Here is a 25,739-nt window from a genome sequence, read left to right as displayed (position 1 = left end):
AAAATAACTTTTTACATAATTTATATTACGTAAAATCATAAACTATCCAAGGCATTCTTTTGTTCATCATTAACGATATGGGTATAGAGGTCAGTGACTTGTGTGCTGGCATGTCCTAGTTGGTGACTGACTAAAACTTGTGATTTAGTAGCATCATAGAGCCTAGTTGCTAGCGTATGGCGCAGTTTATGGGGTGTTACACGGACTTTGAAGTCCTCAGAGTATTTAGCAACCATTTTTTCAACGCTGGAAGCATCGATACGATTAGGAACACCTCTGTAGAGAGTCAAAAAAAGGGCTGTATCTGTTTTTTCCGTTTTATAGCGTTGATTCCGAATGGCCAGATAATTCTCTAAGTAAGGCTTAGCAAAAGCAGCGACATTGACCGAGTCACGTTTGCCTCCTTTTCGAGTGACATCGATCACCATCATTTTTAGATTGAGATCTCTTAGATCCAGATTAACAGCTTCAGATAAGCGGACGCCAGACGCCAAGAGAAGGGCGATAATGGCCAAATCTCGTTCTTTATTTTTGTTGAATGATGAGAGAGCTCGATTAGAGAGCTGTTGTGGGTACTCTTGGTCGATATAAGTCAGAAAACCTTCTGTTTCATCACCTAGAAAGAGTTTTTGCTTGATGTTTTCAGCTCTGGCAGCAAGCGTTTCTTTCTTTTTTTTGGTTGAAACTTTCTTCATTACATTACGATAAAAATAAGGCTCTCCCTGATCGTTTTCAACTTCCTCAGTCAAATACTTATAAAGACTAGAAAGTGCTGACAAAGTCCGATTGATGGTTGTCTGAGAAACTCCTTGCTTGGTTGTATTAGCATTCAGCAAAGGACGTTCACGTAGATAAAGGATAAAGGATTCCATGTCTTTCTTAGACATATTTTCCAAGACAGATAAAGAAATATCAGATATTTTATCGGCATTTGAGATACCAGACTCTAAAACCCAGCTGAAAAATCGATCATATTCCTTGAGATATTCGTACAAGGTTGTGAAACTATAGGGAACAGCAAGCTTAGATTGGTAGTATTCAAGAACATACCAGGGCATGATTTGTTTTAGTTTGTCGATTCGTTCCAGTAAAATCTCACGTTTCATGTATTTTCTCCATAAATAAGTCTACTAGTAGTATAGCATAGACTTATCTATTTTTCAAGAAAATTATAGTTTTTCGGAAAAAGGAGCTATGAGATACAAAATACATTGTATAATTGCTATCGTTTTCTTTTAATCTTACTGTACAGATTTGATACAGTAAACTCCTTTCTAGCTTTATGCTCTATCATTTCTAACTTGATTATAGTCTTATTTTTACTAAAGTTCAATTATTTGTATGTGAAATATCTTATCTGTAAAAGAAAACCGATCTCATTACTGAGAATCGGTTTTCTAATGTATTAAATTAAGAAGTTCATTTTTACATAACATAAATTATGTAAAAACTTCTACAACAACAAATCTTTGACTTTTCCAATTTCACTTTTTGGAATAACCAGGTGAATCATATCACCCAGATACATTCTGGTTGAGCCGTTAACTGTTTGGCTCTTGCCATTATGGACTTGAGTTGTGATGAGGATATTGTGTGGTAAGTTGAGTTCATGAACCTGTTTTCCAGCGATTTTGTCTGATACAGGAATTTCAATGAGGGTGACATCTCCTTCATCTGTGGCTTCTTCTGGCAGCATTTTTTCCAACATAGCTTCATAGACTGGCGCACCCTTGAGTAGATCCATGATGATGTAGGCAACCAAGGTCACTAATCCAAGTGGCATGAGGTTGCGAATATCTCCTACCATCTCAGTTACGAGTATCATAGCAGTTAAGGGAGCCTTGGATATTGCTCCAAAGTATCCACTCATTCCTAGAATGACAAATATAGGGAATTGCTCCTGACTGACAAGTCCAAGATTGACACAGATAACACCAACTAGGGCACCAAGTAAGGAACCAAGCGCCAAAATTGGTAGGAAAATTCCTCCTGGAAGACCACTTCCATAACTAATCATGCTCCAGATAAAGCGAATTAAAAAGTAAGCTAATAGAACTTGAAAACTAAAATCTTGCTCAGTTAAGGAAAGTACCAGCTGATTTCCACCACCAAGGATTTGGGGTAAGAAGATTCCGACTGGTATGATGAGAATGAAGGCCAGAATTGGATAATAAGCTCTATCCAAATGGATTTTTTGACCAATCAAGTCGTAAACTCTTCCGATGTTTAATACAGCTTTCTCATAGAGAAAACCTGAAAATCCAAGGAAAATTCCCATGACGAGATATATCCAATACTGATCTAGGGTCATGAGTGGGATATTGTCTGGCATATCCAGTACAGGTGTTAGGCCAAATATGAGCAGAGACACAAAGTTTGCTACGAGACTAGCTGCGAGAGTAGATACCCAGAAAAAGCGTGAAAAATGGTGATAAACTTCTTCTACCACAAAGAGAAGTCCTGCAATCGGTGCATTAAAGGCAGCGGCTAAACCTGCTGCAGCTCCACTGGCAATTAAGGAACGTTCCTCTACTGGACTGGATTTGAGCCACTTGGCAATTCCTTTACCACCAACTGCTCCCAGTTGGATACTTGGCCCTTCACGCCCCAGCATAAGACCACTGGCAATAGCTAGAATTCCTAGAATATATTTTTTCCAGAGAACGCCCCACCAGTTAAGGGTCATGAGGCCTTTCAGTTCGGCTTCGACTTGAGGAATTCCTGAGCCTTTAATATCTTTTTCAGAGCGTGTCAGTTTGGCACTGAGCCAGCAGATGATTAGATAAAACAAAACCAGTACAAAAAGATTGCGTACTAGGTGCGCTTGATCTTGATAAAGCCCTTGTATCAGGTGGAAGCCTTTTTCAATTAAGAAACGAAAGGATCCAACAATTATCCCTACGACGAGACCAACAATGATTCCTCGACCAACTTGGGATAGGATAGTGCTGGATGCAAAGGCGAATTCTTTCTTAGAACGGACTATTTCCGACTGTTCCTCCATGGTATTTCCTTTCAATTAACTTTCTTTTTTACCTAAAACCAGTGATTTAACGGGTTCAAAGCTGGTTCGGTGAATTGGGGTAACTCCTAGTTTTTCTAGTCCTTCTAGGTGTTTAGCAGTTCCATAACCTGCATTAGTAGCGAAATCATAGCCAGGAAACTGCTGATTATAGTCCTTCATCAATTCATCACGGGTCACCTTGGCTACTATTGAAGCTGCTGCGATCGAGAGGGAGTTGGCATCTCCTTTGATGATGGAGGTTTGTGAAATGGGCAATTCCAGTTTCATGGCATCTATCAGGAGGTGCTCAGGTTGAGGACTGAGCTGGGAGATAGCTTCCTTCATGGCCAGTTTGGTTGCTTCATAGATATTGACTTGATCGATGATCTGATTATTCATGATACCAATTCCGATTGACAAGGCTTGGTTTTGAACGGCTTGGAAAATTTCCAGATGTTTCTTTTTAGGAATTTTCTTGCTATCGTTGAGACCTTTAATCTTACAATTTTTAGGTAAAATAACGGCAGCAGCGACTACAGGTCCAGCCAGAGGACCACGGCCGACCTCGTCAACACCTGCTATCAAAGTCAATCCTTGCTTGTAAAGTTCTTTTTCGTAGGAAAGCATGGATTCCAAACGCAAATTTTCATCTAATTCATCTTGAATGGCTTTTTTACGCTTGCTGATTTCCTTTTGAACTCCAGAACGATTATCATTTTCGAGTTCTAAAAAAATAGGGTTATCTAAGTCCTTGACCGTTGCAAGAAGTTCTTTGATTTCTTTAATCGTCGCCATCGAGGTCTTCCAATGTATCTAAGGTATAGTTACCGAGTTTGCCGTCACGGACTTCCTTCACGAAGAGACTGTAAAAGCGGTCATAGTCATCACGGAAACCGAGGGCGCGGGTCATGTCCATAATAATAACAGGCGCTTCTTCTTCAATTTTCATTTGCTTGAAGCGTTCGGCCAGCTTTTCTGGATAATATTCTTTGAAATAATTGAGGCCAAAAATAGTTACCTCATCCATAGGGAGCAACTGGTCTTTAATAGCTCCAGTCAAGGCTAGTTTAAGAGCAACAGTTTCATCCTCAAACTTAGGCCAGAGAATCCCCGGCGTATCCAAGATTTCCAGGTCTTTATTGGTTTTGAGCCATTGTTGTCCCTTGGTCACACCTGGTTTGTTGCCGACAACGGCAATTTTCTTACCAGCCAAACGATTCATGAGAGTGGATTTACCAGCATTTGGAATCCCGATAATCATGGTACGCAAGGTTTCAATCTGAATCCCACGTTCTTTCTGACGAGCAATCTTATCAGCCATGAGTTTTTTGGCCGCATCTGTTACAACTTTTACAGTCACTTGCTCTTTGGAGTTGATAGCTAACGTCTGGATTCCTTGTGATTCAAAATATTGACGCCATTCCTTGGTCATTGCTGGATCAGCCAAGTCTGCCTTGTTTAAAATCAAGAGTTTTGGTTTATCACCAACAATCTTAGTCAACATAGGATTTTGACTAGACAGAGGTAAGCGTGCATCAACCAAAATCGTCACAAAATCAACAAATTTTAAATTCTCCTGCACCTGTCGACGCGCTTTAGACATGTGACCAGGAAACCATTGAATAGTAGCCATTGAGTTTTTCCTTTCGTAGCAAGGGTTTAGATACCCTATTTTATTTTACTATCGTTTAAACATAGAGAGTTCTCAAATGAATGATGTTCAAATAGTTTTTTGTTTTATGATATAGAAATCTACTTTATATTATATCATGACTTCTTTCTTTTGTCCGATGATAGCCTTTCAAGCACTCTATATAGAAAAAAGCCATCAAATGATGACTTTTCAGAGGGAGCAAAAAACTGTTCCCTTTATATTTTAAAGATTTAATTGTCTTTTTTAAACAGTTGGTTAAAGAAACCGTCTGTGTTTTTAAGAAGGGCTTTGAATACCTTAGATTTAAGAGCTACAGTATGAGAGAAGTCATCTGTTTTTTTCAAATCTTCTTCGACTGCTTTATCAAATAAAAGCCTTAACTCATTATAGTTACTGATATGGACGCCATCAATATCGATACCTTCAAAGCCTTTCTTAGCTTTAGCAAGAACCTCCTCGTACCAATGTCTCTTCCACTCTTCAAGTGTCTTGAACTTGTCTCCAGATACTTTCTTGATAATGAAATCATCACCTAATAGCTTGTTGTTCTCTCTATTAGCTTCACCTTGGTATTTACTAGATACATATCCGATAAATCCATTTTCATAGCCAAAGTAACCCCACATACGGAAGGCATTATGCTTGAATGATAATGAACCTGGGGCACCTTTACTTGTATTACCACCATAAATACCAGCCATCATATTGACATTGACATAAGCCGTACCAAAATCTTCTGGGTGGAAGACCTTATTGCCTGGATTTCCGTGAATGGTCATGAAATTATTATTTACCAAATCATCAATGGTTTCAAGCTTGGTCATTTTCTCAGCGTCTGTCAAGTCACGCACTTTGTCCCATTGGTGAGGACCACTTAGTTTATTTCTATCCATTGGTCGACGTGTTTCGCGGTCAATTTTCTTGAACCACTTACTATTGTCACCTTTAATCTTAGGAAGAACAGCTTCAGCTTCAGCATAATCAAGCATCATCATAGCTTCATTGTAGTTCTTCATGTAGTGGTCGATTTGGTCACGTGTTTGAAGTTTGTCAGGGTCTGGATTATACCACTGGTTTCCATCATTTGGACGATGATAGGCCATGTTAAGACCTAACGCACCATACTCACCATTTGTTGTTGACTTATCAGGAGTTTGTAACATTCCTTGAGCAAAAGCTTCTAAATCCGTACCTTGACGATGGTTATGTCCTCCAAAGTAAGCTACACGGTCGTTAATGTGTGTGGTTTCATGTGTGAAGGCAGAGATACCAAACGGGTCAAGCATATTGGTTACCATGAAGAATACTTGCTCATCTTTCCACGGTTTATCGTAGATTTTCGCCATCGCTCCCATAGCTCCATTAACTTGATGCCAACGGTTAGTCGGGCCGAATAGTTCACGAATAGGAGATACCACGGCTCCACCTTTTCCATAACCTTGACGATTTGCATCCTTAATTCCTTCATAAGTTTGATTATCCCAAACAGGTGTTGGTACCATATACTCGCTCTTCAAGAGTTTATTACGAACACTTGGAAGAGCTAAACGAGACCAGAAATCTAAGTAAGTTTGTTGTGCTTTAGCGACTTCATCAATACGTTTCTTCAATTCCTTACGTTCTTCTTCAGTGTTCTTACCATATTTCTCAAATGAACTATAAGCCATCGTGTTATAGGTTGAAATCATAAAGATATGGGCTTTCTTTAAGTTGAGCAATGGTAAAATCATACGACCGTGAACGTCATTATTTAAACCGTCAAATACACGATGTCGCTTATCTTTAAAGGCTTCTGTTCTTGTTTCAGGCTCTGCTACATAAACGTTTTTCGCAGAATGAATAAACCAGTCATTCAAATCTTTATCTTCTGTAAATAAACGCATATTATAGTCTAAGAAGCTACGTAAATCACCTTTACCAGTTGCACCAGCAATCACTTCTTTGTAGGCATCTTGTGTACGGTCACCTTTCAAGAAATGTTCTCTTGAACCAATTTGAATCAAACGGTCTAGTACACTTGGTGTCTTACCATAGAAGTCCGGTTTGAACATCATCACATCTTTGATACTCAAATTACCATATTTGATACCATAGTAACGATTAAGATAAGTTAGACCCATTATAATCTTAGCTTTATTATCTTCTACTTTCTTGAGCAGCGATTTCATAGCGGCAGCATCAACGTTTAATTGATGGTCTTCATTTTCGACCAAGGCTTTGACGAACTTATCTAGATTTTGCTTCACTTCGGCAAAACTTTCTTCTAAGTATAGATTACGAATATATCCATCTTTACGAGCATCTGTATTTTCTTCTGACTTCTTACGTATATCCATTAATGCGCGTACTTCAGCTGAAATTAGGTCAACACTTGAAAGTCTTTCTTTCACATCCACAATCAGTTTGTCCCGATTTTTAACAACTATATTTGGTGTATAGACAATGTTTTGACCTGCTACATCATACTCTTTTATTTGAGCTACTTTAGAATCAGCTTTAGCGGTAACTACCATTTCTTCTTTGGTGCCATCCGCATAGTGAATCATAATCTTATCAATATCTGATAAGTCCGTCACAAACTGACCATTCCTCATACCTGTCACAGATAACACTTCTTTAGTCATTAGGTTTGAACTTGTAGCCAATCTGTTGCCTTGGTTTACAATCCATTCCTTATTGTAGAAGGGTTGTAGTTTCTCGATGTTTTGGTATGCCTGCTCACGTGTTGCGTCATAATCTTGAGTTGTTTTATACTCATTATCACGAGTTGTTAGGTTGTTAAGTGTATTCACAAGTGGGTCTGTGATTTTATACTTATCAGCAGTGATATTGAAGGTGGCAATACGTTTATCAGCTTCAGCTTGGTCTACACTCTGAATTTGTTTTGAACGTTTATATGAAACATTGCCTGACGCAACATCTCTCACATATACATTGTTCTTAAAGTAATGGAATCCAAAGTCTGGGTCGCCCGAATCCACTGAACCAGAACCGTACATGATTTCACCATTGTTTACTTTCATCATGCTGACGTTGTTTTCAACCCATCCCCAATTGTAGTTGTCGTGAATGAGCCCACCACTTTGGTTATTTGTTTTGAGAGTCATGGATCCTTTAACAACGGATTTAGTCAAGTGACCTTTTTGTTTTACATCCATAGGGTTTACACCGTGGTCGATTTTCGCAATCAGTCCACCGAATTTAGCGTTGTTTGCCTTAATATTCGCATCTACATAAGAGCTATCAACATTACTTCGCCAACTTTCGCTGACAAGCCCACCAGACCACCAGCCTTTATCTCCAAGACTGTTAATCTTACCAATAAAAGCTACATTGCGCATATTAGCTTCGTCTAACTTATTAACAGCACCGGTTACATCGTTATTTCCTGTTACTGAACCTACTACTTTGATATTCTCAAGGGTAGATTTCTTAAACATATTACCAATAGGTGCAACTTTATCAGCCCAAGGCATATTGATATCTACATTACCTAAGTTAAAGTTTTTGAGTGTAGCACCTTCAGCCTCATTAAACAAAGGTCTTTCTAAGTTATGAATCGTGTACTGATGGTTCTCTACACTTGATAAAGTACCTCTAAACTTAGCCATAACATAAGCTTTACCTGCTGGCTTAACGTTAACTGCATTCAAATCTGCACCAAGTTTAAACTCACCGGTAGGATTTGCTTGCATATCTTTTGCTAAATCATGGAAATTGTAATAAACCTTATCCTCGGTAGCCATCGGTTTTTCAAGATAATAAGTGTAAATGTCTCTTAACTTACCGTCTTTATCACGTTGAACTAAGTCAGGTGCTTTTGCCGTTACCTTGTAAAGCTGCTTACCTTCTTCAATGACCTCTTCAATCTTATCAATTGCTAAACGAGTCACTTTGTTTTCTCTTGAGGTTACTTTTAAGTAATAGTTGTTAACATCACTTGGAAGAGAAGTTAAATGATTACTATCGCTTTCGACACCGCTTTCGTTTACTTGTACGAGACTGGTGTTTGCAATATCTTTCAACTCAACTTTTTTCAAATCCAAGCGAAGTGGTTTCTCTTCTAATGTTGCAGTTTCTTCTCCCTTACCACGGTCATAGGTCATAGTGGTTTCTATCTTATAGTCTTTGTAGAATTTTAAATCTTCTACCTGCTTATCTAATTGCTCTGAAGTTAAATCTACTGTTTTGACAATTTCATTTCCATCTTTAATTGTCGCAGTAATTTTATTGATCTTGACTCCATCTGTATTAACCAAATGATAAGAAAGATTTGCGGAGCGGTCTAATACATTTGTATCTGTTTGCTCCAAAGTCAAAACAGGAGCCGTTTTTTCTTTAGGCTTTTCTTTTGTACCTTTTACAAGAATTTCAGGCTTCATTTCTTTCAAAATAGTTACTGTTTCAACTGGTTCACTAATTTTTTTACCATGTAACTCTTCATAGCTAGTAACAATTTGACGTTCGCCATCCTCACCAACTTGTTTAATAGAATCATCGCCTATAAATTTGCTAGGATCAGATTCTTCTATAGTCGTTTTAGAAATAGTCTCTTTACGAATATCGGTATGTAAAGAAGGCAACTCTTCTCTTTCTGATGCAACTTCTGAAACTGTAGATACTGGTTCAGTGTATTCTGTCTTCTTGCTAATAGGTGGTTCAAGTAAGTTTCCTTTTTCATCCACTCCTATTGTACCTACTGGTTCCGTGTATGCTGGTTTTTCGCTAACAGGTGGTTCAATCAAGTTTCCTTTTTCATCCACTCCTGTTGTACCTATTGGCTCAGTATATTCTGGCTTTTCGCTAACAGGTGGTTCAATCAAGTTTCCATTTTCATCCACTCCTGTTGCACCTACAGGTTCAGTATATTCTGGTTTCTCAGTTTTAGTCGCTTCATCTGGAACTGTACCTACAGGAGCTGTGTACTCAGTTTTCTCTACTTTAGGAGCCTCGTCTGGAACAGTACCTATAGGTTTAGTGTATGCTGGTTTTTCATGAACTTCTGGTTCAACTAAATTACCGCCAATTGGAGCTGTATATTCTGGTTGCTCATGAACTTCAGATTCTACCAGATTACCACTAGCTGGTGCTGTATGTTCTGGCTTCTCAGCTTTAGGCGCCTCGTCAGGGACTGTGCCTACCGGTGCAGTATACTCTGGCTTCTCTGATTTAGTTGTCTCGTTTGGAACGGTGCTTACAGACTCTGGATTTTTAGGTTTTTCTGCTTTAGGCGCTTCATTATGAACACTTTGAATTTCAGACTTTTCTGACTGAGTAAATGATGTGTTTATTTCGCTTTGAATAGAACGAATCATCGTTTTATCTGGCGCTAGAATATCCTTTGTCCCCTCATCCTTATGTTGAATTTCTGAAATTGCATCATCATTAAGGGGTAGGTATCCAATATAACGATATCCAGCAATTTGAACTACTCCTTCATTACTTGGAGCTTTCAAAGGATTGCTTATATCGAGTGCTTGCATGCTAGAAAGAGCGATTAGTCCAATCGTAGTAACTAAGAACAGACTAGCAACTTTTTTCTTTTTATGAACTAAAAGAACTAAACTACCAATAGCTAATAGACCTAAAGCTGTAAGCACAGAAGTCGATGAACCTGTTGCAGGAAGAGTTTCCTGCTGATAAATAAGAGCATAAGTTTTCTCATTATCAGTAGGAATTCCTGCCTGAATCTTTGTTTGTTCTTCTTGTGTAAGAGAGCTTTTTTCAATGTAATGATAGGTAGAAGCATGAATGATTGACGGTGCAACCAAGATACTTCCGAGTAAAACAGAACCAACAATCCCACAGATTTTTCGGATTGAAAATCGTTCTTTTTTAAATAATGACAAGCGTAATCACCTTCTTTAATTTTATTTCCTAATAGTAAACACTATTTTTTATTTTCAAAAATTGAACTTCTAAAATCATCAGTTTGGTCAAGATAAGCTTTAAAGATTGCTTTTTTCAGTTTAAGAACTCTACTATATTCAGGATAAATATTTACACGTTCATCCTCTGCATCAGCTTTGACAGTAGCAGTTATCATACTTTGAAGATCTTCTATATTTTTTATTGTCACTCTATCTTTTCTGAACCAATTTCCATTTGGGTTAATGAAGCTAATGCTCATTAATTTATTAAATTTAGCTTTTCGCTCTTCATACATTGCTTTTTTAAATTCTACCCAAGATGAGTAACGATTATTAAATATTTTTTGAAGTACTAACTCATCAGTTACATTACCAACTTCCTTACCATATGACTTAATCACTTTACCTTTAGCTTTTGCTTCTTCTGCGTATTGATTAGAAATATATGGTACCATTCCATCTTTAAATCCTTTTGCAGCTAACAACTCGAACGCCATACGACGTCCCATTAAATCACCCGGAGTTCCTTTATCATTACTTAGAGCAGAATATATTGGTGAAAATAGTTTAATTGTATAATAGCCATTTCGTTTAAAGGTATTATCATTGTCATTTTCATATCCTCTTCTTGTAATAACATCATTTTCAATTAGACTATTAAATGTCGTTAATTTGCTAAGTTCACTTTCATTTAAGTAACGAATAGTATTAGTTGCATATACTTTACTTCCGTCTGGATCCGGTTCAAATTTATTTTCTATTTTTCTCAACAACTCATTTTTCTTAGAAATATCTAAGTTAACAACAGCATTACCTTCTAGATATTCTAGCATATAAATTACATCAAACATATTATGCATATATTTTTGCAAATCTTCTGCATTATTAAATCGTTTTGTAGGATCTTTCACCTGAAGTCTAGTTGGATCTTCTGATTCTTCATACTTCAATATAGAGTTAATCGTAATAGTAGGATCATTTGGATGATCCGGAGCTTGTAATAATCCTTTTGCATAAAATTCTGGTCCAAGTCCATTTCTTCTTCCATAGCCTCCAAGATAAATTTCTCTATCTGAGTTATGTGTCATTTCATGTGTATAAGTTACCGCACCATCTTTATCAAGCATACGATAAGCCATATAATAGAATGCATCCCCTGTAGCGTATGCTCCATTAGAATTATGAACAACATTATTTCCTGCCGGACCGAAGAAATGTTTTATTGCTTGATGATTAGTTTCAAAAGTTGCTTGGTATGTATCTTTTTCGCCTTTATCATCTGTACCAAATCTAAATGCATCATAAACTAGAACACTTCTATATAATTTTTCTTTATTTTCATTATCTAGAATTTTATACCAATAATCGTAGTGATCTCTAAATCTAGCAGCCGCTTCTCTTGCTTTTGTTTCAACATAGTCATTTAAATTAGTTCCTGCTGGATGTTCTTTGCTTCTATATCTATCATAAGCACCGAAACCTATAGTCGAAATGTTGGATATAATAAACACCGATTTTTCAGGTAATGTTAATAGCGGCAACACCATACTTGGGTATTTCCAAGATGGGCTAGTTAATCTATCATATACTCCAATTGAATATGGACTACCAGCTATTGATTGCTTATCACTTACCTCTTTAATTGTAGATTTTTCTTCTACAATATAGGCTTTAGTTTGTTCTTTAAACCACTCGTTATTTGTTTTATCTGGTACAAAAGCTTTTCTATATTTTTCTAATGCATCAAATAAATTATTAGTTTTATAATTTTTTGCTAATAAAACGTTATAAGTTATAACATTATTTTTCGCTAGTAAATTATTAAATCCAGATTTACCTAATTCGATAACATTATCTAACGCTGAACTATTTGATTTACCAAAGAAATCCAAGTGGTACATAACTAAATCTTTCGCTTTTGTTTCACCATATTTGAAATTGTACCAACGCTCTAAGTATGTTAATCCTAGAAGTAATGCTTCCTTATTGTTTTTAATTTTTTCAATTACATAATTATCTATTACCTTATTGTTATTTTCTGCTATTGCAGCATCTGCAGTAAGAAGTTTCGTCAAACTATCTTTCAAATTAGTTTTTGTAGTATTGAATTGATCTTCTAAATATAACTCCGTTAAGCTAACATCATTAGAAACATCTAATACTTTTCTAATTGCGTCTGATTTGTATTCTACACTATTTAATGCTGGTAAAACTTCTCCTAAAATATTATTATAATTGCGAAGTAATGTATTCGGTGTGTAAATTAAATTTGTACCGCCTATTCTATACTCTGCTACACTTGAAAAATCACTTTGATATTCTATATTTTTTGTCTCTGATGTATTGTCCGTGTAATATAGTAACAGTTTATTTATACTTTCTTTGTTTTTGTTAATATCACTAATTACTTCATTATCTTTCATAGGAACCACTGACAATAATTCTTTATTATAAAGATTACTACTTGTCTCTACTAAATTCCCGTACTTAACTATCGTTTCTCTATTATAGAATGGTAATAGTTTTTCTATATTTTTATATACTTTTTCTTTTGATGAATCAGCATTCTCAAGACTTCTATAGTCAGTTACATATCTAGAAGAGAAGTTAAAATCTTCTGTTTTAGTAGTATTTTTAGATACAAAAGCAGCTTTTTTCTCTCTAATTTGTGCGTCTTCTAATACTTCTCCTCTTTGAACATCAGAATCCTTAGTTAAGATTTCATCATCTTCTTGTACTACGTTTACAACCTTATTATTTTTGTTGCTATATACATGATTTGCTTTCATGTTAGTGAAATCTTTTCCAGTTATAGCATTACCGTTTGTAACATTAACGTCGCTTAGTACATTAGAAAGTCGACCAGATTTTTCTAATCCTCCAGCTGGATCCCAAAGATTACCAACTACTCCACCAACGTTTGCAAAACGTTGAACATTATTAAGATTTCCTTCAGCATAACTATTACTAATTAGTGCACTATCTTCTACTGCACCAACTATTCCACCAATAGATTGATCACCTTTAGTTGCGTTTGATGCTAAATCAATTGATGCGAACGACTTATCTATTAATCCCCTCGAACCAGAAAGTTTACCTACTAAACCTCCGATTTGATAACTAGCAACTGTTTTATATGTATTAGTTATTCTACCTGTATAGCTACTGTTAGAAATAGTAGAATTATTAACTTGTGATACTAATCCTCCAATTCCATGTTCCCCAGCTATTGCTCCATCAGCATGAACATTATCAATATGGGTATTGCTATTCGCTTCTTTTGCAAGTGTTGCAGCATCTTCTTTTGCTGAAATATTGACATCTTTTAGTGAAAGTTTTTCTACTGTAGCACCATTTAATCCCCCAAATAATGGTTTTTTCAAATTATAAATAGCGTAATATTTCTCATTATTTGTTCCTACTAATGTTCCATGGAATACATTATTCACATAACTTTCTTGACCATCTGGAAGTTCAACTTCACGAGCATCCATAGTTGCACCTAAACGGAATGTGCCATTAGGATTGCTATTCATTGCATCTACTAAATTTTTAAATGATGTATAGACACCAGTTTCACTTTGCTGAGTTTTTGGTAAATAGTAAGTATAATTTTCTAGTACATTATTATTTTCATGATGTATCAGATTATTTGCACTCGCTACTATCTTATAAACATCTCTATTATCTTTAGTATCATTAGTAATGCTTGTAACTGGTAGCATCACATCTTTAAAGTTCTCTGATTTAACTTTCATAAAGTAATTTTCTGCATTACTTGGTAAAGAAGCAAGTGAAGTTACATGTCGATACTTATTACCATCTTTTGAATATAGTTCTACAGAAGATATATTTCTAAGTTCTAATTTCTTAATAACTTCTTTTTCATCTTTAGCGTCATCTTTTTTCTCATCTTTATGACGATAAAGTTTATCGTATACTGGGGTAATCTCATTACCTGCTATAATGCTCTTAATCCAAGCTAATTGTGTAGGAGATAAAATCAATCCGCCTGAGCGATTTTGTGCTCCATTTTGGTGGACACCAATGACTTCACCATTAGCATTAAATATTCCTCCACCACTCATACCAGGATTTCCACCTTGATATTGAACACCGTAGGTGTTATTCGCGTATTCTTGTTCCATTTCTACCGTAGCATCTTTTAAGTGCGTATATTTCCCAGCTGGATATCCATGAACATTTAGTTTGTCATTAAGGTTTACTTTCGAATAATTTTTAACTAATTCTACATGTTCTCTGCCAGTTGTTTCAGGTAGCTTAATCACTGCTAAATCATAGATAAATCCTTTTGGATAATCTTTTTTATTATAAAAATGAATATTGTTAGCAGTAAATGTTCCTTTTTGTCCATCAGGAGTCACCCACTCATATACGTTTTTAGATTTATCACCTCTAAATTCGCCCGTAGTATTATCAGTAGAATTATTAATGAAATTATGTGCTACTGTTAAAAGTACATTTGGTGCAATAAAAGTAGCTGATCCTACTCCAGTAACCTTCGACGAATCTGTAATAAAGTTCATATTAATTAATGCACTAGATTTTTTCTGAATACTCATTTCTTCTGGTGTATTAGTATTTTCATTATTTGGTTTAGTATCTTCTGCACTAGGTTGTTCGATTTTACCAGTATATTCTTTCGGTGCTTCTACTTTCTCTGGCTCGACTATCGCTCCGGCTTGCACCCCTGTGTACTCTTTCGGTGCTTCGGCTTTTTCTGGTTCTACTATTGCTCCAGCTTGTATACCCGTATATTCTCTCGGAGCTTCCTCTTTTTCTGGTTCTACTATCGCTCCAGACTGGGTGCTGGTATATTCTGGTTTTTCAGCTGTCTCAGGGGCTACAACAGCTCCCGATTGCTCACCTGTATATTCTGGTAAGGAAGCATGGGTCTCTGGTTCGACGATGGCACTAGACTGAGTCCCCTTGTACTCTGGTTGTGGAGTTACTTTTTCTGGTTCTACTATTGCTCCTGCCTGTGGACCTATGTATTCTGGTAGTGGTACTACCTGCTCTGGTTCAACAATAGCGCCAGCCTTTACTCCTGTGTATTCTGGTAGGGGTGCTATCTGCTCTGGTTCAACAATAGCTCCAGCTTGTACTCCAGCATATTCAGGTTCAACTTTTTCAGGTTCAACTATCGCTCCGGCCTGAACTCCTGTATATTCAGGTAGCGGTGCTATCTGCTCTGGCTCGACTATCGCTCCAGACTGTGGACCTGTGTATTCTGGTAGTGGTGCCACTTGCTCAGGTTCGACTACAGCGCCAGCCTGAACTCCTGTATATTCTGGAAGCGGTGCTACCTGTTCAGGTTCTCCTTTATCACTTACTACAGCTTCTGGCAATGCTGGTTGGATTGCAGGTTCGCCTTTATCTGTTACAACTGCTTCTGGTAATTCAGGCTGAATTGCGGGTTCAACAATAGCTCCAGACTGTACGTCCTTATGTTCTACACCAGTTTCAGGTTGTTCCTTTATAACTTGAGCTTTTTTAGTACCTTTTTCGACTACTCTTGGAACAGGCGCAGTCGTTGAAGTTGAAACAATTTCTCGTGAAACCTCTTCCTTATTTACAGAGAATATTCTGATGACTTCAACTTTCTTACCTAATTTACCTTCTTGTTTGACTCTTACAGCTCCTTCAGCTAAATCAGGATTCTCCTGAACTTCTTCTTGAAAATCTATTTTTGTCTCTATAGTTTCCTCACGATATAAGAGTTCAGGTTTGTTCAACTGACCTGATAAAACTTCATCCTGTGGATTTAATGTATTTACCCCAGTCTTTTCTTTTGGAGAAATCTTCTCCTCTTTCTTCGTTTCTGGATTCTCATGTTCTGCCAACTGTGCTTGAGAATCTGAAGATTGTTTCTCTTCTTTTCTTGGATTTGTTAATTCTGTAGAAAGAGGTTTTTCAACTACTTGAACTTCTGTCGGCTTAGTTGAAGAAATAGGTGTTTGTTCCTGAATAGCTTGTACTGTTGATGGATTTTCTACAAAATTCGGTGTAACACTATAATCCACCTTTTGTTGTTTTGTAGGAGTGGCAACTGAACTCTTTTGATTACTTACTTCAAAATCAGAAGTTGTTTTTCCTTCTTTGATATATCCAATATAAGTGTAACCTGAAATCTCTTTAGGAAGAGGTAATTTTTCTCCAGAGGTCAATTCATAGTCCGTATTGTAATTCAGCAAAAGATGATTTTCTAAAGCATGAGCTGAAATTAGGACACCATTTCCTATTCCTGCAACCAATACTAAATGTAATACCGTTTTATTCTTGACCTTTTTCTTAGAGACAGCAAAAATTAAAATCCCCAGAGCAGCTAAGCTAGCACCAGCAACTAGGGCTTGCATCTCATTCTTGCTTCCAGTATTTGGCAATTCTCCCAGTTGATTTTGAGAATTTAATTTATAAACAAGATAATAAGTCTCATCATCATTCTCCACGTATGTCGGAATATCATAAACGAGCTGATTCTTTTCTTCTGATGATAGCTCTGAATCTGTTACATATTTATAGTGAACACCTTTAGTCTCTTGAGCATCTACAGATGAACTAGCTAATACAGACATAAAAAATAAACTTGAAATCGTTGCAGATACAAGTCCTACTGATAATTTTCTAAATGAAAAACGTTCTTGTTTTTCACCAAAATACTTTCCCATGATTCCTCCTTGAAATACAATTTATAAATGTTACAAAGACCTTTATTATATTAGTGTATTATCTATAAAAAAGGCAGTATACCTTAATTATACTCTTTATTTACCGAAAAGTCTTAAAATTTAGTAGCGTTTTCATACTTTGTTTTATATTTTTTTGGATAAAATAATACCTACCATGAAACTTCCACGGTAGATGTTACTCATATCACTAATCGTTCTAAAAATGGTTTGATGCAGTTGAGGAGAATTCCTTCTATCCAGCTTTCTTGTGCTGATGATAGATTCTCTGCTTGAAGGCTTTCTTTTAGAAAATCTCGAACTTGTTCTGGTGCGATTTCAAACTCAAAGGCTTTCATTGTATAGAAAAAGTCGAGCAGATGATCTGACAGATATTCGGTTGAAAATGGCACTTCTCCACTCTTTCGATATTCTAATAAGAGCCGAGAAAATCGTGCTTTTTCTTCAGGGAGCTCACGAAAATAGGAATTGAGGAGCCAGGTCTGCTTCTGCTTTCTTTCAATTGGATCCTGACTGGCAATTCGTTGGTCTTTTTCCAGCTCTTTTTGATATTGCTTGGCCTTGATAGCCCGTTCTGTTCTATTTTTACCAAAAAGAATTTTCTCCCACTTACGTTCTTCTTGAGTCAGGGTCTCTGTAAATCCAAAGTAATCTTGATAAGCACGCTCTGCTGGGCCCATAGCTAGAACCAGATTGTCTGCATATTGCTTGGCGATTTTATCCCTCTTCTTGCGTTCTTTCTCTGCCTGGATACGGAGTTCTTGTTCGTAGTCAATTTTCTCCTTACCTAGTTTGACAAGGTAGAGTTGGTCATCCGATTTCCCAAGTAAAAAGGGTTTGATACACTTTTCAAGGACTTCTTCCATCCGAGCTTTTTTCTTTGGCTCCGCCTTGGTCCAACTTCCTCCTTGAAAGACTTCTAGGAAAAGCTGGTAGTCTCTCTCAGGTGAGAACTGATTGCCACGATTGGGTTTGAAAACATCTTTTTCCCAGAGCCATTTTAAAAGTCTCTCGTCAAAGTCACTTTTATTGACCTTGATTTTCTCCTTTTTATGGGCTTTTCTGGTCAGATTTTCAACCTTTCTGAGCAGTTTTTCTTCCTCTTCCAGTTGCTGGTCAAGGGACAATCGATGAAAATGACGAACACAGTCGCTACCAATTGGAAAGAGGCGTTGACCTGTGACACCGTTAAAGAGTTCGTAGGCGTACTTGATGGCATTTCCACAGACACAATTGCTACGTCCAATACCGTTAAAAATCAAGGAAACTTCATTCCATTCCTTGGTAGCTTGTTCCCAAGTATCAGCTTTTGAAGCCTGTAAAACTGCATCATGCAGGGATTTTCTAACTGGAAGTGTCATGAAGTCTCCTTTCTAATATTCAATGAAAATCAAAGAGCAAACTAGGAAGCTAGCCGCAGGCTGCTCAAAACACAGTTTTGAGGTTGCAGATAAAGCTGACGTGGTTTGAAGAGATTTTCGAAGAGTATAAATTATACTTTTACAACTTGAACCTCGTCTTTACCTAGTAAAATCAAGTATTTCTCAATATTTTCAATCGAATAGGCTCGAGATAAAGCCTCTCCGTATAGGGCTAACTGACCACGATAGCGGTCTATGAGTTGACTTGGTTCATCATAGCGGTCTGTCTTATAGTCGAACAGAACGATTTTATCCTCGTAAAGCAGATAGCCATCAAGGATACCACGGACAACAAAGTCTTCCTGACTCTTTTGATCTCGTTTGAGCATGGAGAAGGGTTGCTCGCGGTAGAGATGGTCGGTATTAGCAAGAATTTCCTGACCGAGTTCTGTGTCAAAGAATGCAAGAATTTTCGAAAGATTAATCTTGTCTCTGACAGCTGGGCTGGTTTGAACTTGTCTGAGAGTTTCTGTCAGGCTGGCAAGGGTTGGTTGCTGGCTGAGGTCTATTCTCTGCATGAGTTCGTGGGTAGCACTACCAATCTCAGCTCCTGTTATCTTTTCTTTGCTTGAAAAATCTGGTAAATCAAAGCTGATTTTCTTGTCTACTGACTGACCTTGACCTGCAATCTCGACACCTCCCATATCCATAACGGGTTCGTAGAATTTCTTAATTTGACTTGGGGTTTGAACACTAGGAAGTTCAATGGCTGCACGGTGAAGAGTATTATAGACTTCCACCTCTTTCAGCATTTCAAGGGCTTCTTTAATAGTTTCAGACTGGCGATTGTCTGCTTGGGAGCTATCTTGGAGAGGACTTTTGTTTTCCAACTCTCCGATAGCTTCTCTAGTCAGTTGATCTTCACCAACAAAACGATAGCTAAAGTTGAGATGATCCTTGACAAACACTTTGCTGATAGCCCAAATCCAATCTTGGAAATTCCGTGCTTGCAGTCTAGTATTGCTATTTAGTTTCCCATTTTTAGCTACTGGGTATTGCTTGGCTTCCAACTTTTCACGAGAACCTTTACCGATAAGATAAAGCTTTTTCTCAGCCCTCGTCATGGCAACATACAGCAGACGCATCTGCTCTGAATAGCTTGCTAGCTGTAATTCCTCTTCATTCTGCCTATAGGTCAGGCTAGGAATAGAGAGCTTGATGGTTTTAGGATAGTGTGCTTCCACTGCTCCTGTCTCCATTTTGGCAATATACTTGACACCAAGACCATTCTGACGACTGAGAATGACTTCTGACATAGAGTCTTGCTTGTTGAAATCTTGATCCATATTGAGGATAAAGACGTAAGGAAACTCCAGCCCTTTACTCTTGTGAATGGTCATGAGCTCTACTGCATCTTTTGGCGGTGCGACAGCCACGCTTGCCAAATCGTGCTGGGCTTCTAAAACTTGGTCAATCATACGAATAAAACGCGACAAACCTTTGAAATTGCTCTTTTCAAACTGATCAGCACGCAGTGCTAGGGCATAGAGATTGGCCTGTCTAGCAGGACCATTTGGCAAAGCTCCAACATAGTCATAATAAAAACGGTCGTTGTAAATCTTCCAAATCAGGTCATAGAGGGAGTGGGTTTTGGCATACAAACGCCAAGAAGCCAAGATATCCGTGAATTGCTCTAGTTTTTCAGCTAGAGCTGTGTGAATCAATTTTTTCTGGCTACTCGCCTGTTTTTGAGCATTTACTAGTTTCTCATAGAGATTTTCTTGGATTTTATCCTCTGCTTTCTGAAGGGACAAACGTGCTAACTCGTCCTCATCAAAGCCAAACATTGGAGACTTCATAAGGGCAACCAAGGCATAGTCTTGCAGGGGATTGTGAATGACACGAAGGGTGTCCAGCATAACTTGCACTTCTAGGGACTGGAGATAATTGTTTTGCTCTCCGTCGGTTTTGACAGGGATCCCATACTCAGACAGAGCGAGTAGAATCTGGTCATTACGACTGCGGCTGGAGGTCAGAAGGGCGATTTCTTTAAAGGCAACACCTTGTTCCTGATGAAGTTTCAGAATCTCCTTGATAACCAAGCGCATTTCGCCTGTTAGTTTCGTTTCTGTTTGACTCTCTTCTTCCTCACCTGTGTCGTCCTTGTCGTAGAGGAGAAATTCCGCCTTGTTGTCTGGATTGGGAGTCAGTTTGCTATTGGCAAAAACAAGCTGATGCATGCTGTCATAGTTTATTTCCCCAACCTCTTGATCCATAAGGCGTGCAAAAACATCATTGGTTGCTGACAGCACTTCTGAACTACTACGGAAATTTTCTTTGAGGAGAATGAGCTTGCCATCTTTTGGATTTTGCGCATAGCGTTGGAACTTTTCATTGAAAATCTGCGGGTCTGCCTGACGGAAACGATAGATAGATTGCTTGATATCTCCCACCATAAAGCGATTGTGACCATTAGACAGCAATTCCAGCATTCGTTCTTGAATATGGTTGGTATCCTGATACTCATCGACCATGACTTCATGGAAGCGCTCCTGATAAGCCTCACAAACTTGCGGGAAATTCTCTAAAATCTCAATGGTGTAATGGCTGATATCAGCGAATTCAAAGGCGTTTTCCTGACGTTTACGCTGACGATAAGCCTCCACAAAATCACGCACGAAAAATTGGAAGGTTTTAGCTAGCTCCCATGTATCTTGATGATAACGTTCTTGATAGTCGAGAATGGTTATCTGGTCTGACAGTTGTCCTAGTTTAGCAAACTGGGCTTTTCTTTCTTCGTTGTAGGCATCCGCCAGTGGCTTCAAATCAGCCTTACGACTGGCATTCGTCAGAGCCCGACCATTTTTCTCCTTAGAGATGGCGACAACACGCGCAAGCACTGATTGATAAGCCTGACTATCGGACTCTTGATTTAAGGAGCCAATTTCATCTAAAATCAACTGAACATTCTCTAGATAAGCAGCCTTTGTAAACTCCTTGGCATCATTATCCAGATGATAACGGAAAAAGCTTTCCAAATCCCAAAGTGCTTGCTGGATTTGTTGGGTCAGTTTTTCTTTTTCACTGGTAAAATCAGCTGTTTCAAAGCCTTTGAGGAAAGATTCACTCAGCCATTTCTGAGGATTACTGGTGGATTGGAGGAAGTCATAGATTTTATAGACCTGCTGGCGCAGACCACGTTCATCCTTGCCACGCCCAGCAAAATTTTTCAGCAAATGACTAAAGGTCTCTTTCTGTTTACCTTGGTAATGCGCTTCAAAAACCTCATGAAAGACTTCGTTTTTTAGAAGGAGTTCCTCGCTCTGGTTTTGTAAAATACGGAAATTAGGCGCAATATCAATCAGATAGCCATGTTTGCCAAGGAATTTTTGTGTAAAAGAGTCCATGGTTCCGATGGCAGCGTTGGGTAGGTCTGCCAACTGACGTCCTAAGTGTTGTTTGAGGTCAACATCACTACTTTCTTGGATTTGTTGGCTGATTTTCTTTTCCAAACGTTCCTTAAGCTCTGTGGCAGCCTTAACGGTAAAGGTTGAGATAAAGAGTTGAGAAATTTCGACACCACGCGCTAACTGGTCCAGAATACGCTCGGCCATGACAAAGGTCTTCCCAGAACCAGCCGACGCTGAAACCAGGATATTTTGACCAGAAATGTAGATCGCTTCGATTTGCTCGGCTGTTTTCTTTTGTTCCTTGCTCGAATTTGCTTCTACTTCTTGCAGTTTTTGAATTTCTTCCTCAGTTAAAAAGGGAATAGGCTTCATCGATTCAACTCCTCTCTTATTTTTTCAAACCAAGCTTGCTTGAGTTTTTCTCCGACCAGACGCTTGCCGTCAGCCAAGTCTAACTTCTCTAGGAAACGGGATTGGCCCAAGTGGTAATTGGCTTCAAATCCTGTGATGGCTTGATGTTGCTGGACGTATGGGGCAATGCTTCTGCCATTTTCAGTATAAGGGTTAATGGCAAACTGCCCTGCCAAAATCTTCTCAGCCGCTTTCTTGTACAGATGGGCATTGTAGTCCAGTAGGAGCTGAAATTCCTCATCTGTCAGCTGATTTGCCTTGTTTTTGTTGTAAAATTCGCCCAAATGACTGCTTTCTTTTTCTAAAAAGAGGCCTTGGTATTTCATAGACTTGCTAGCTTCTGCTACTGCTCCAGCCAGACTTTTAACGGCCATCAGAGATTGGACTGGCTCGGCCATTTCCAAGTACATGGCACCAAAAAAGTTCTGCTCCCCTTCTCTTTTTAGGGCAGCTAGATAGGTTGGAAGTTGGGAATTGAGCCCATTAAAGAAATGAGGAAACTGGAACTGAGTTAGACTCGACTTGTAATCTACTACTCCTATCGCTCCATCAGCTTTCAAACGGTCAATGCGGTCAACCTTGCCTCGTACAAAGACACTGCGCCCATTATCCAATTGAATAAAGGCCTGCTCTTTTCCACCGAAATTCGCCTCTTCTTTGATGGTTTCGATAGCTGGATTGTGACGGAGAATGTGGCCAGTCGTCCGCGCCACATCAAGTAGAACTTCCTTGGTAAACTGGGCTTCCAAACTTTCCTGATAAATAGCCTCAAATTCGCGTTCTTGACTGGTTTCGTGGATCGCTTGTTCTAAACGTTGGTCAAAGGAATCTTCGTCAGGTAACTGCAAGGCCCGCTCAAAAATACGGTGCAAGAAATTCCCATGACTACGAGCATCTGGACGCAGGCGCAATTCCTCCTGTAAGCCTAGAACATAACGGAGGAAATAACTGTATTGGTTCCGGTAAAACTCCGTCAAACCAGAGGTGGACAGGTAAAACTCCTGATCAGTAGGATAGAGAGCTTGTATGGTGTCCTTAGCCAACTGCTTACTGCTTGGACTGGTTGGGAGGGCTAGATTTTCCAAACCTTGCTGGTCTAGTTTTTTACCCATTACACGCGCCAGAACCTTGACAAAGGTCAAATCTTGCTCACTATCATTCGTCTCGCCCTGCTGGTGATAGGCAACCAGACTGGACAAAAGACTGTGATATGAACCCATATCTTCCTTAGACAGCCCTTTGTGATTCATTTTCTTCTCTTTCCTGCTAAATCCAAAATGGACCAGCTCTTGAAGATAGGCAGATTCCTTACTTTCACTTTCATTAAAAAGGCTTGGAGCCGACAAGACCAACTGCTTACGAGCAGAATTGACCAAGGAAAGTATAGTGTAGCGATTTTTCTTGAGGTTTTCACTACTTGCAATCAGTAATTGCGCCCCCTCCACAGTCGCTTGATTTAGACTTTGTCTTTCTTCATCTGTCAATAGACTGGTGTTTTGCGCAATTTTTGGTAAATTGTCCTGAGTCAGCCCAATGGCATAGACAAAGTCAGCTGTAAGTGGCGCAATCAAATCATAGCTTTGCACCAGAACGGTGTCTACGGTTGCTGGAATGGTGCGATACTGAGATAGGCTCATCCCAGAATGAAGTAAAGCAAGGAAGTCCTCCAGACTAACTTGCGAACCAGCAAAAACAGTCGCAAATTGTTCTAAAACGTGACAGAAAGCCTTCCAAACTTCGGCTTGTCTTTCCTGTTCTACAGCTTCCATAGTGGCTGTCAAATTTTGCAGTTGCTTGGTTACTGCACCTTCTTTTAGAAAGACATTCCACTTTTGTAAGAGATTTTCAGCCTTCTGCTTTCGGCTGGCAAATAGGGTTTCAAGAGGGGCTAAAATACGCAGACGAAGAGCATTTAAACGCCCTAAATCAAATTTTCCATGATGGGATTTGGTGAAGGTTTGCTGAAAGGCTGGCAAGCCATTGATGCCAAGATAGCGGATATATTGCTCAAATGCATCAATATCTGCCTGACTAAGGTCGCTATACAAACCAGTTCTGAGAAGGTTAATCAAATCCTCCTGACGGAAACGGTAGCGTTTTAAAGACAAAATAGACTCGACAAACTGTGTCAAGGGATGATGGGCCATAGCTTCGCTTCTACCAAGATAAAAAGGAATCTGATACTGGTCAAAAATGGTTTTGAGAGATAACTGATAAGAAGCCACATCCCCCAAGAGAATACGAAAATGCTTGTAGCTCAGGTCTGTATTGGCATGTAATTTCTGACGAATGCTACGAGCTACCAACTCCAACTCTTCCTTTTGTGTCAAACAAGACCAGATTTGTAAATTTTCACGGTCTTTCTCATCGACATCTAAAGCGAGTTCTGAAAAGTCATAAGAAGACTCCAACAAACGAGAGGCCTTGTCAAAACTATCCATCTTCTCATGAGTTTGAGAACAGTCCTGAGCAGGTGTTTGGTATTTAGAGGCTAGATGATGGAGAAACTCAACACTGGCTTGGTAGAGATTACCCTCGCTAAAGGGACTGGTATAAGCTTTCTTACTAGCATAAGCCCCAATGACAATCTCAACACCCTTGCCGTGAAGTAAGTCCACAATCCGCTCTTCCTCGGCAGAAAAACGGGTAAATCCATCAATAACCAAGGCGATTTGATTAAAATCACTACTTACCTTGTTATTCTCAATAGCCTCAATCAATTGAGCCAACTGACTTCCCTGAGCCAACTGCCTCTGATTGAGATAAGCCGTTACCTTCTCAAAAATCAAGAGTAAATCTGCTCGCTTGTCTTCATCTGTCAAATTTTCCAAGTCCAAAAAACTCATCTGAGCAGTCGTCATCTCGTGATAAAGCTCAATCAACTGCTGGATAAATTGAGGATCCTGCTTAATCGCACCATAAACACGTAAGTCCTTGGGATCAAGTTCCGCAAGGCACTTATAAAAAGCCATCCCAAGACCGATAGCATCAAGACTAGTCTTAGCAGGCAAGTCATTCAAGACCAGGTAACGAGCCATTTGAGCAAAGCGCGTGACGGTAATCGCAAAAGAAGCCTGCTGGGACAAGCATTCCAGCACGGCGCGTTCTTTTTCAAAAGAAAGAGAGTTGGGGGCGATATAGAAAACTCGCTTGCCAGCAACAACTAGCTCTTCTGCCTCTCTGGTTAGGATTTCTGTCAAAGAAGTCCGAATATCAGTATAAAGTAATTTCATCTCAGCCTCGTTAGAATTTTTCATTACCTTTTATTATACCATTATTAGCCTCGTAAATCTGTTAAAATATTTAGGCCATCCTTTCTTTT

9 protein-coding genes are annotated in these 25,739 nt (G+C 38.6%); all 9 read right to left on the bottom strand.

Translation table 11 applies throughout. The features are described 5' to 3' along the window. Positions 1-35 precede the first annotated feature (35 nt). The 9 genes from xerS to rexB all read right to left on the bottom strand — a co-directional run bounded on the left by xerS (position 36) and on the right by rexB (position 25,650). A complete protein-coding gene (xerS, locus tag WKI23_RS03895; protein ID WP_125385831.1) occupies positions 36-1,106 on the bottom strand; it encodes a tyrosine recombinase XerS in 1,071 nt (356 codons plus the stop codon). A gap of 347 nt (positions 1,107-1,453) precedes the next feature. Next, on the bottom strand, positions 1,454-3,004 hold the full coding sequence (locus WKI23_RS03890) for a ClC family H(+)/Cl(-) exchange transporter (protein WP_368079015.1): 1,551 nt from the start codon (positions 3,002-3,004) through the stop codon (positions 1,454-1,456). Between the two features lie 15 nt (positions 3,005-3,019). Next, complete coding sequence (locus WKI23_RS03885) at positions 3,020-3,799, bottom strand: ribonuclease HII (protein ID WP_368079014.1); 780 nt, start codon at positions 3,797-3,799, stop codon at positions 3,020-3,022. Continuing rightward, positions 3,786-4,637: a ribosome biogenesis GTPase YlqF gene (gene ylqF / locus WKI23_RS03880; protein ID WP_150923136.1), complete on the bottom strand. Its 852-nt coding sequence runs from the start codon at positions 4,635-4,637 to the stop codon at positions 3,786-3,788. Before ylqF ends, WKI23_RS03885 begins: the two co-directional genes overlap by 14 nt. Before the next feature lie 251 nt (positions 4,638-4,888). Continuing rightward, positions 4,889-10,507 carry an SIALI-17 repeat-containing surface protein gene (locus tag WKI23_RS03875; RefSeq protein WP_368079013.1) on the bottom strand — a complete coding sequence of 1,873 codons (5,619 nt, stop codon included), beginning with the start codon at positions 10,505-10,507 and terminating at the stop codon, positions 4,889-4,891. Positions 10,508-10,548: 41 nt separating this feature from the next. After that, entirely contained in the window at positions 10,549-17,217 is a 6,669-nt protein-coding gene (locus WKI23_RS03870; RefSeq protein WP_368079012.1) for a ZmpA/ZmpB/ZmpC family metallo-endopeptidase, read from the bottom strand. Positions 17,218-17,417: 200 nt separating this feature from the next. Beyond that, positions 17,418-18,596 carry a hypothetical protein gene (locus WKI23_RS03865; protein WP_368079011.1) on the bottom strand — a complete coding sequence of 393 codons (1,179 nt, stop codon included), beginning with the start codon at positions 18,594-18,596 and terminating at the stop codon, positions 17,418-17,420. 131 nt (positions 18,597-18,727) lie between these two features. Further along, positions 18,728-22,378 (bottom strand): helicase-exonuclease AddAB subunit AddA, encoded by a 3,651-nt coding sequence (gene addA, locus WKI23_RS03860; protein WP_368079010.1) that lies wholly within the window; start codon positions 22,376-22,378, stop codon positions 18,728-18,730. Then, positions 22,375-25,650: an ATP-dependent nuclease subunit B gene (gene rexB, locus WKI23_RS03855; protein ID WP_368079009.1), complete on the bottom strand. Its 3,276-nt coding sequence runs from the start codon at positions 25,648-25,650 to the stop codon at positions 22,375-22,377. The genes addA and rexB overlap by 4 nt, the downstream gene beginning before the upstream one ends. Positions 25,651-25,739: the final 89 nt, after the last annotated feature.

Source organism: Streptococcus pseudopneumoniae, assembly GCF_038148955.1.
Taxonomy (GTDB): Bacteria; Bacillota; Bacilli; order Lactobacillales; family Streptococcaceae; genus Streptococcus; species Streptococcus pseudopneumoniae_T.
Note: the sequence above shows the minus strand (reverse complement) of the source record. Positions and strands in the feature narration are given on the sequence as shown.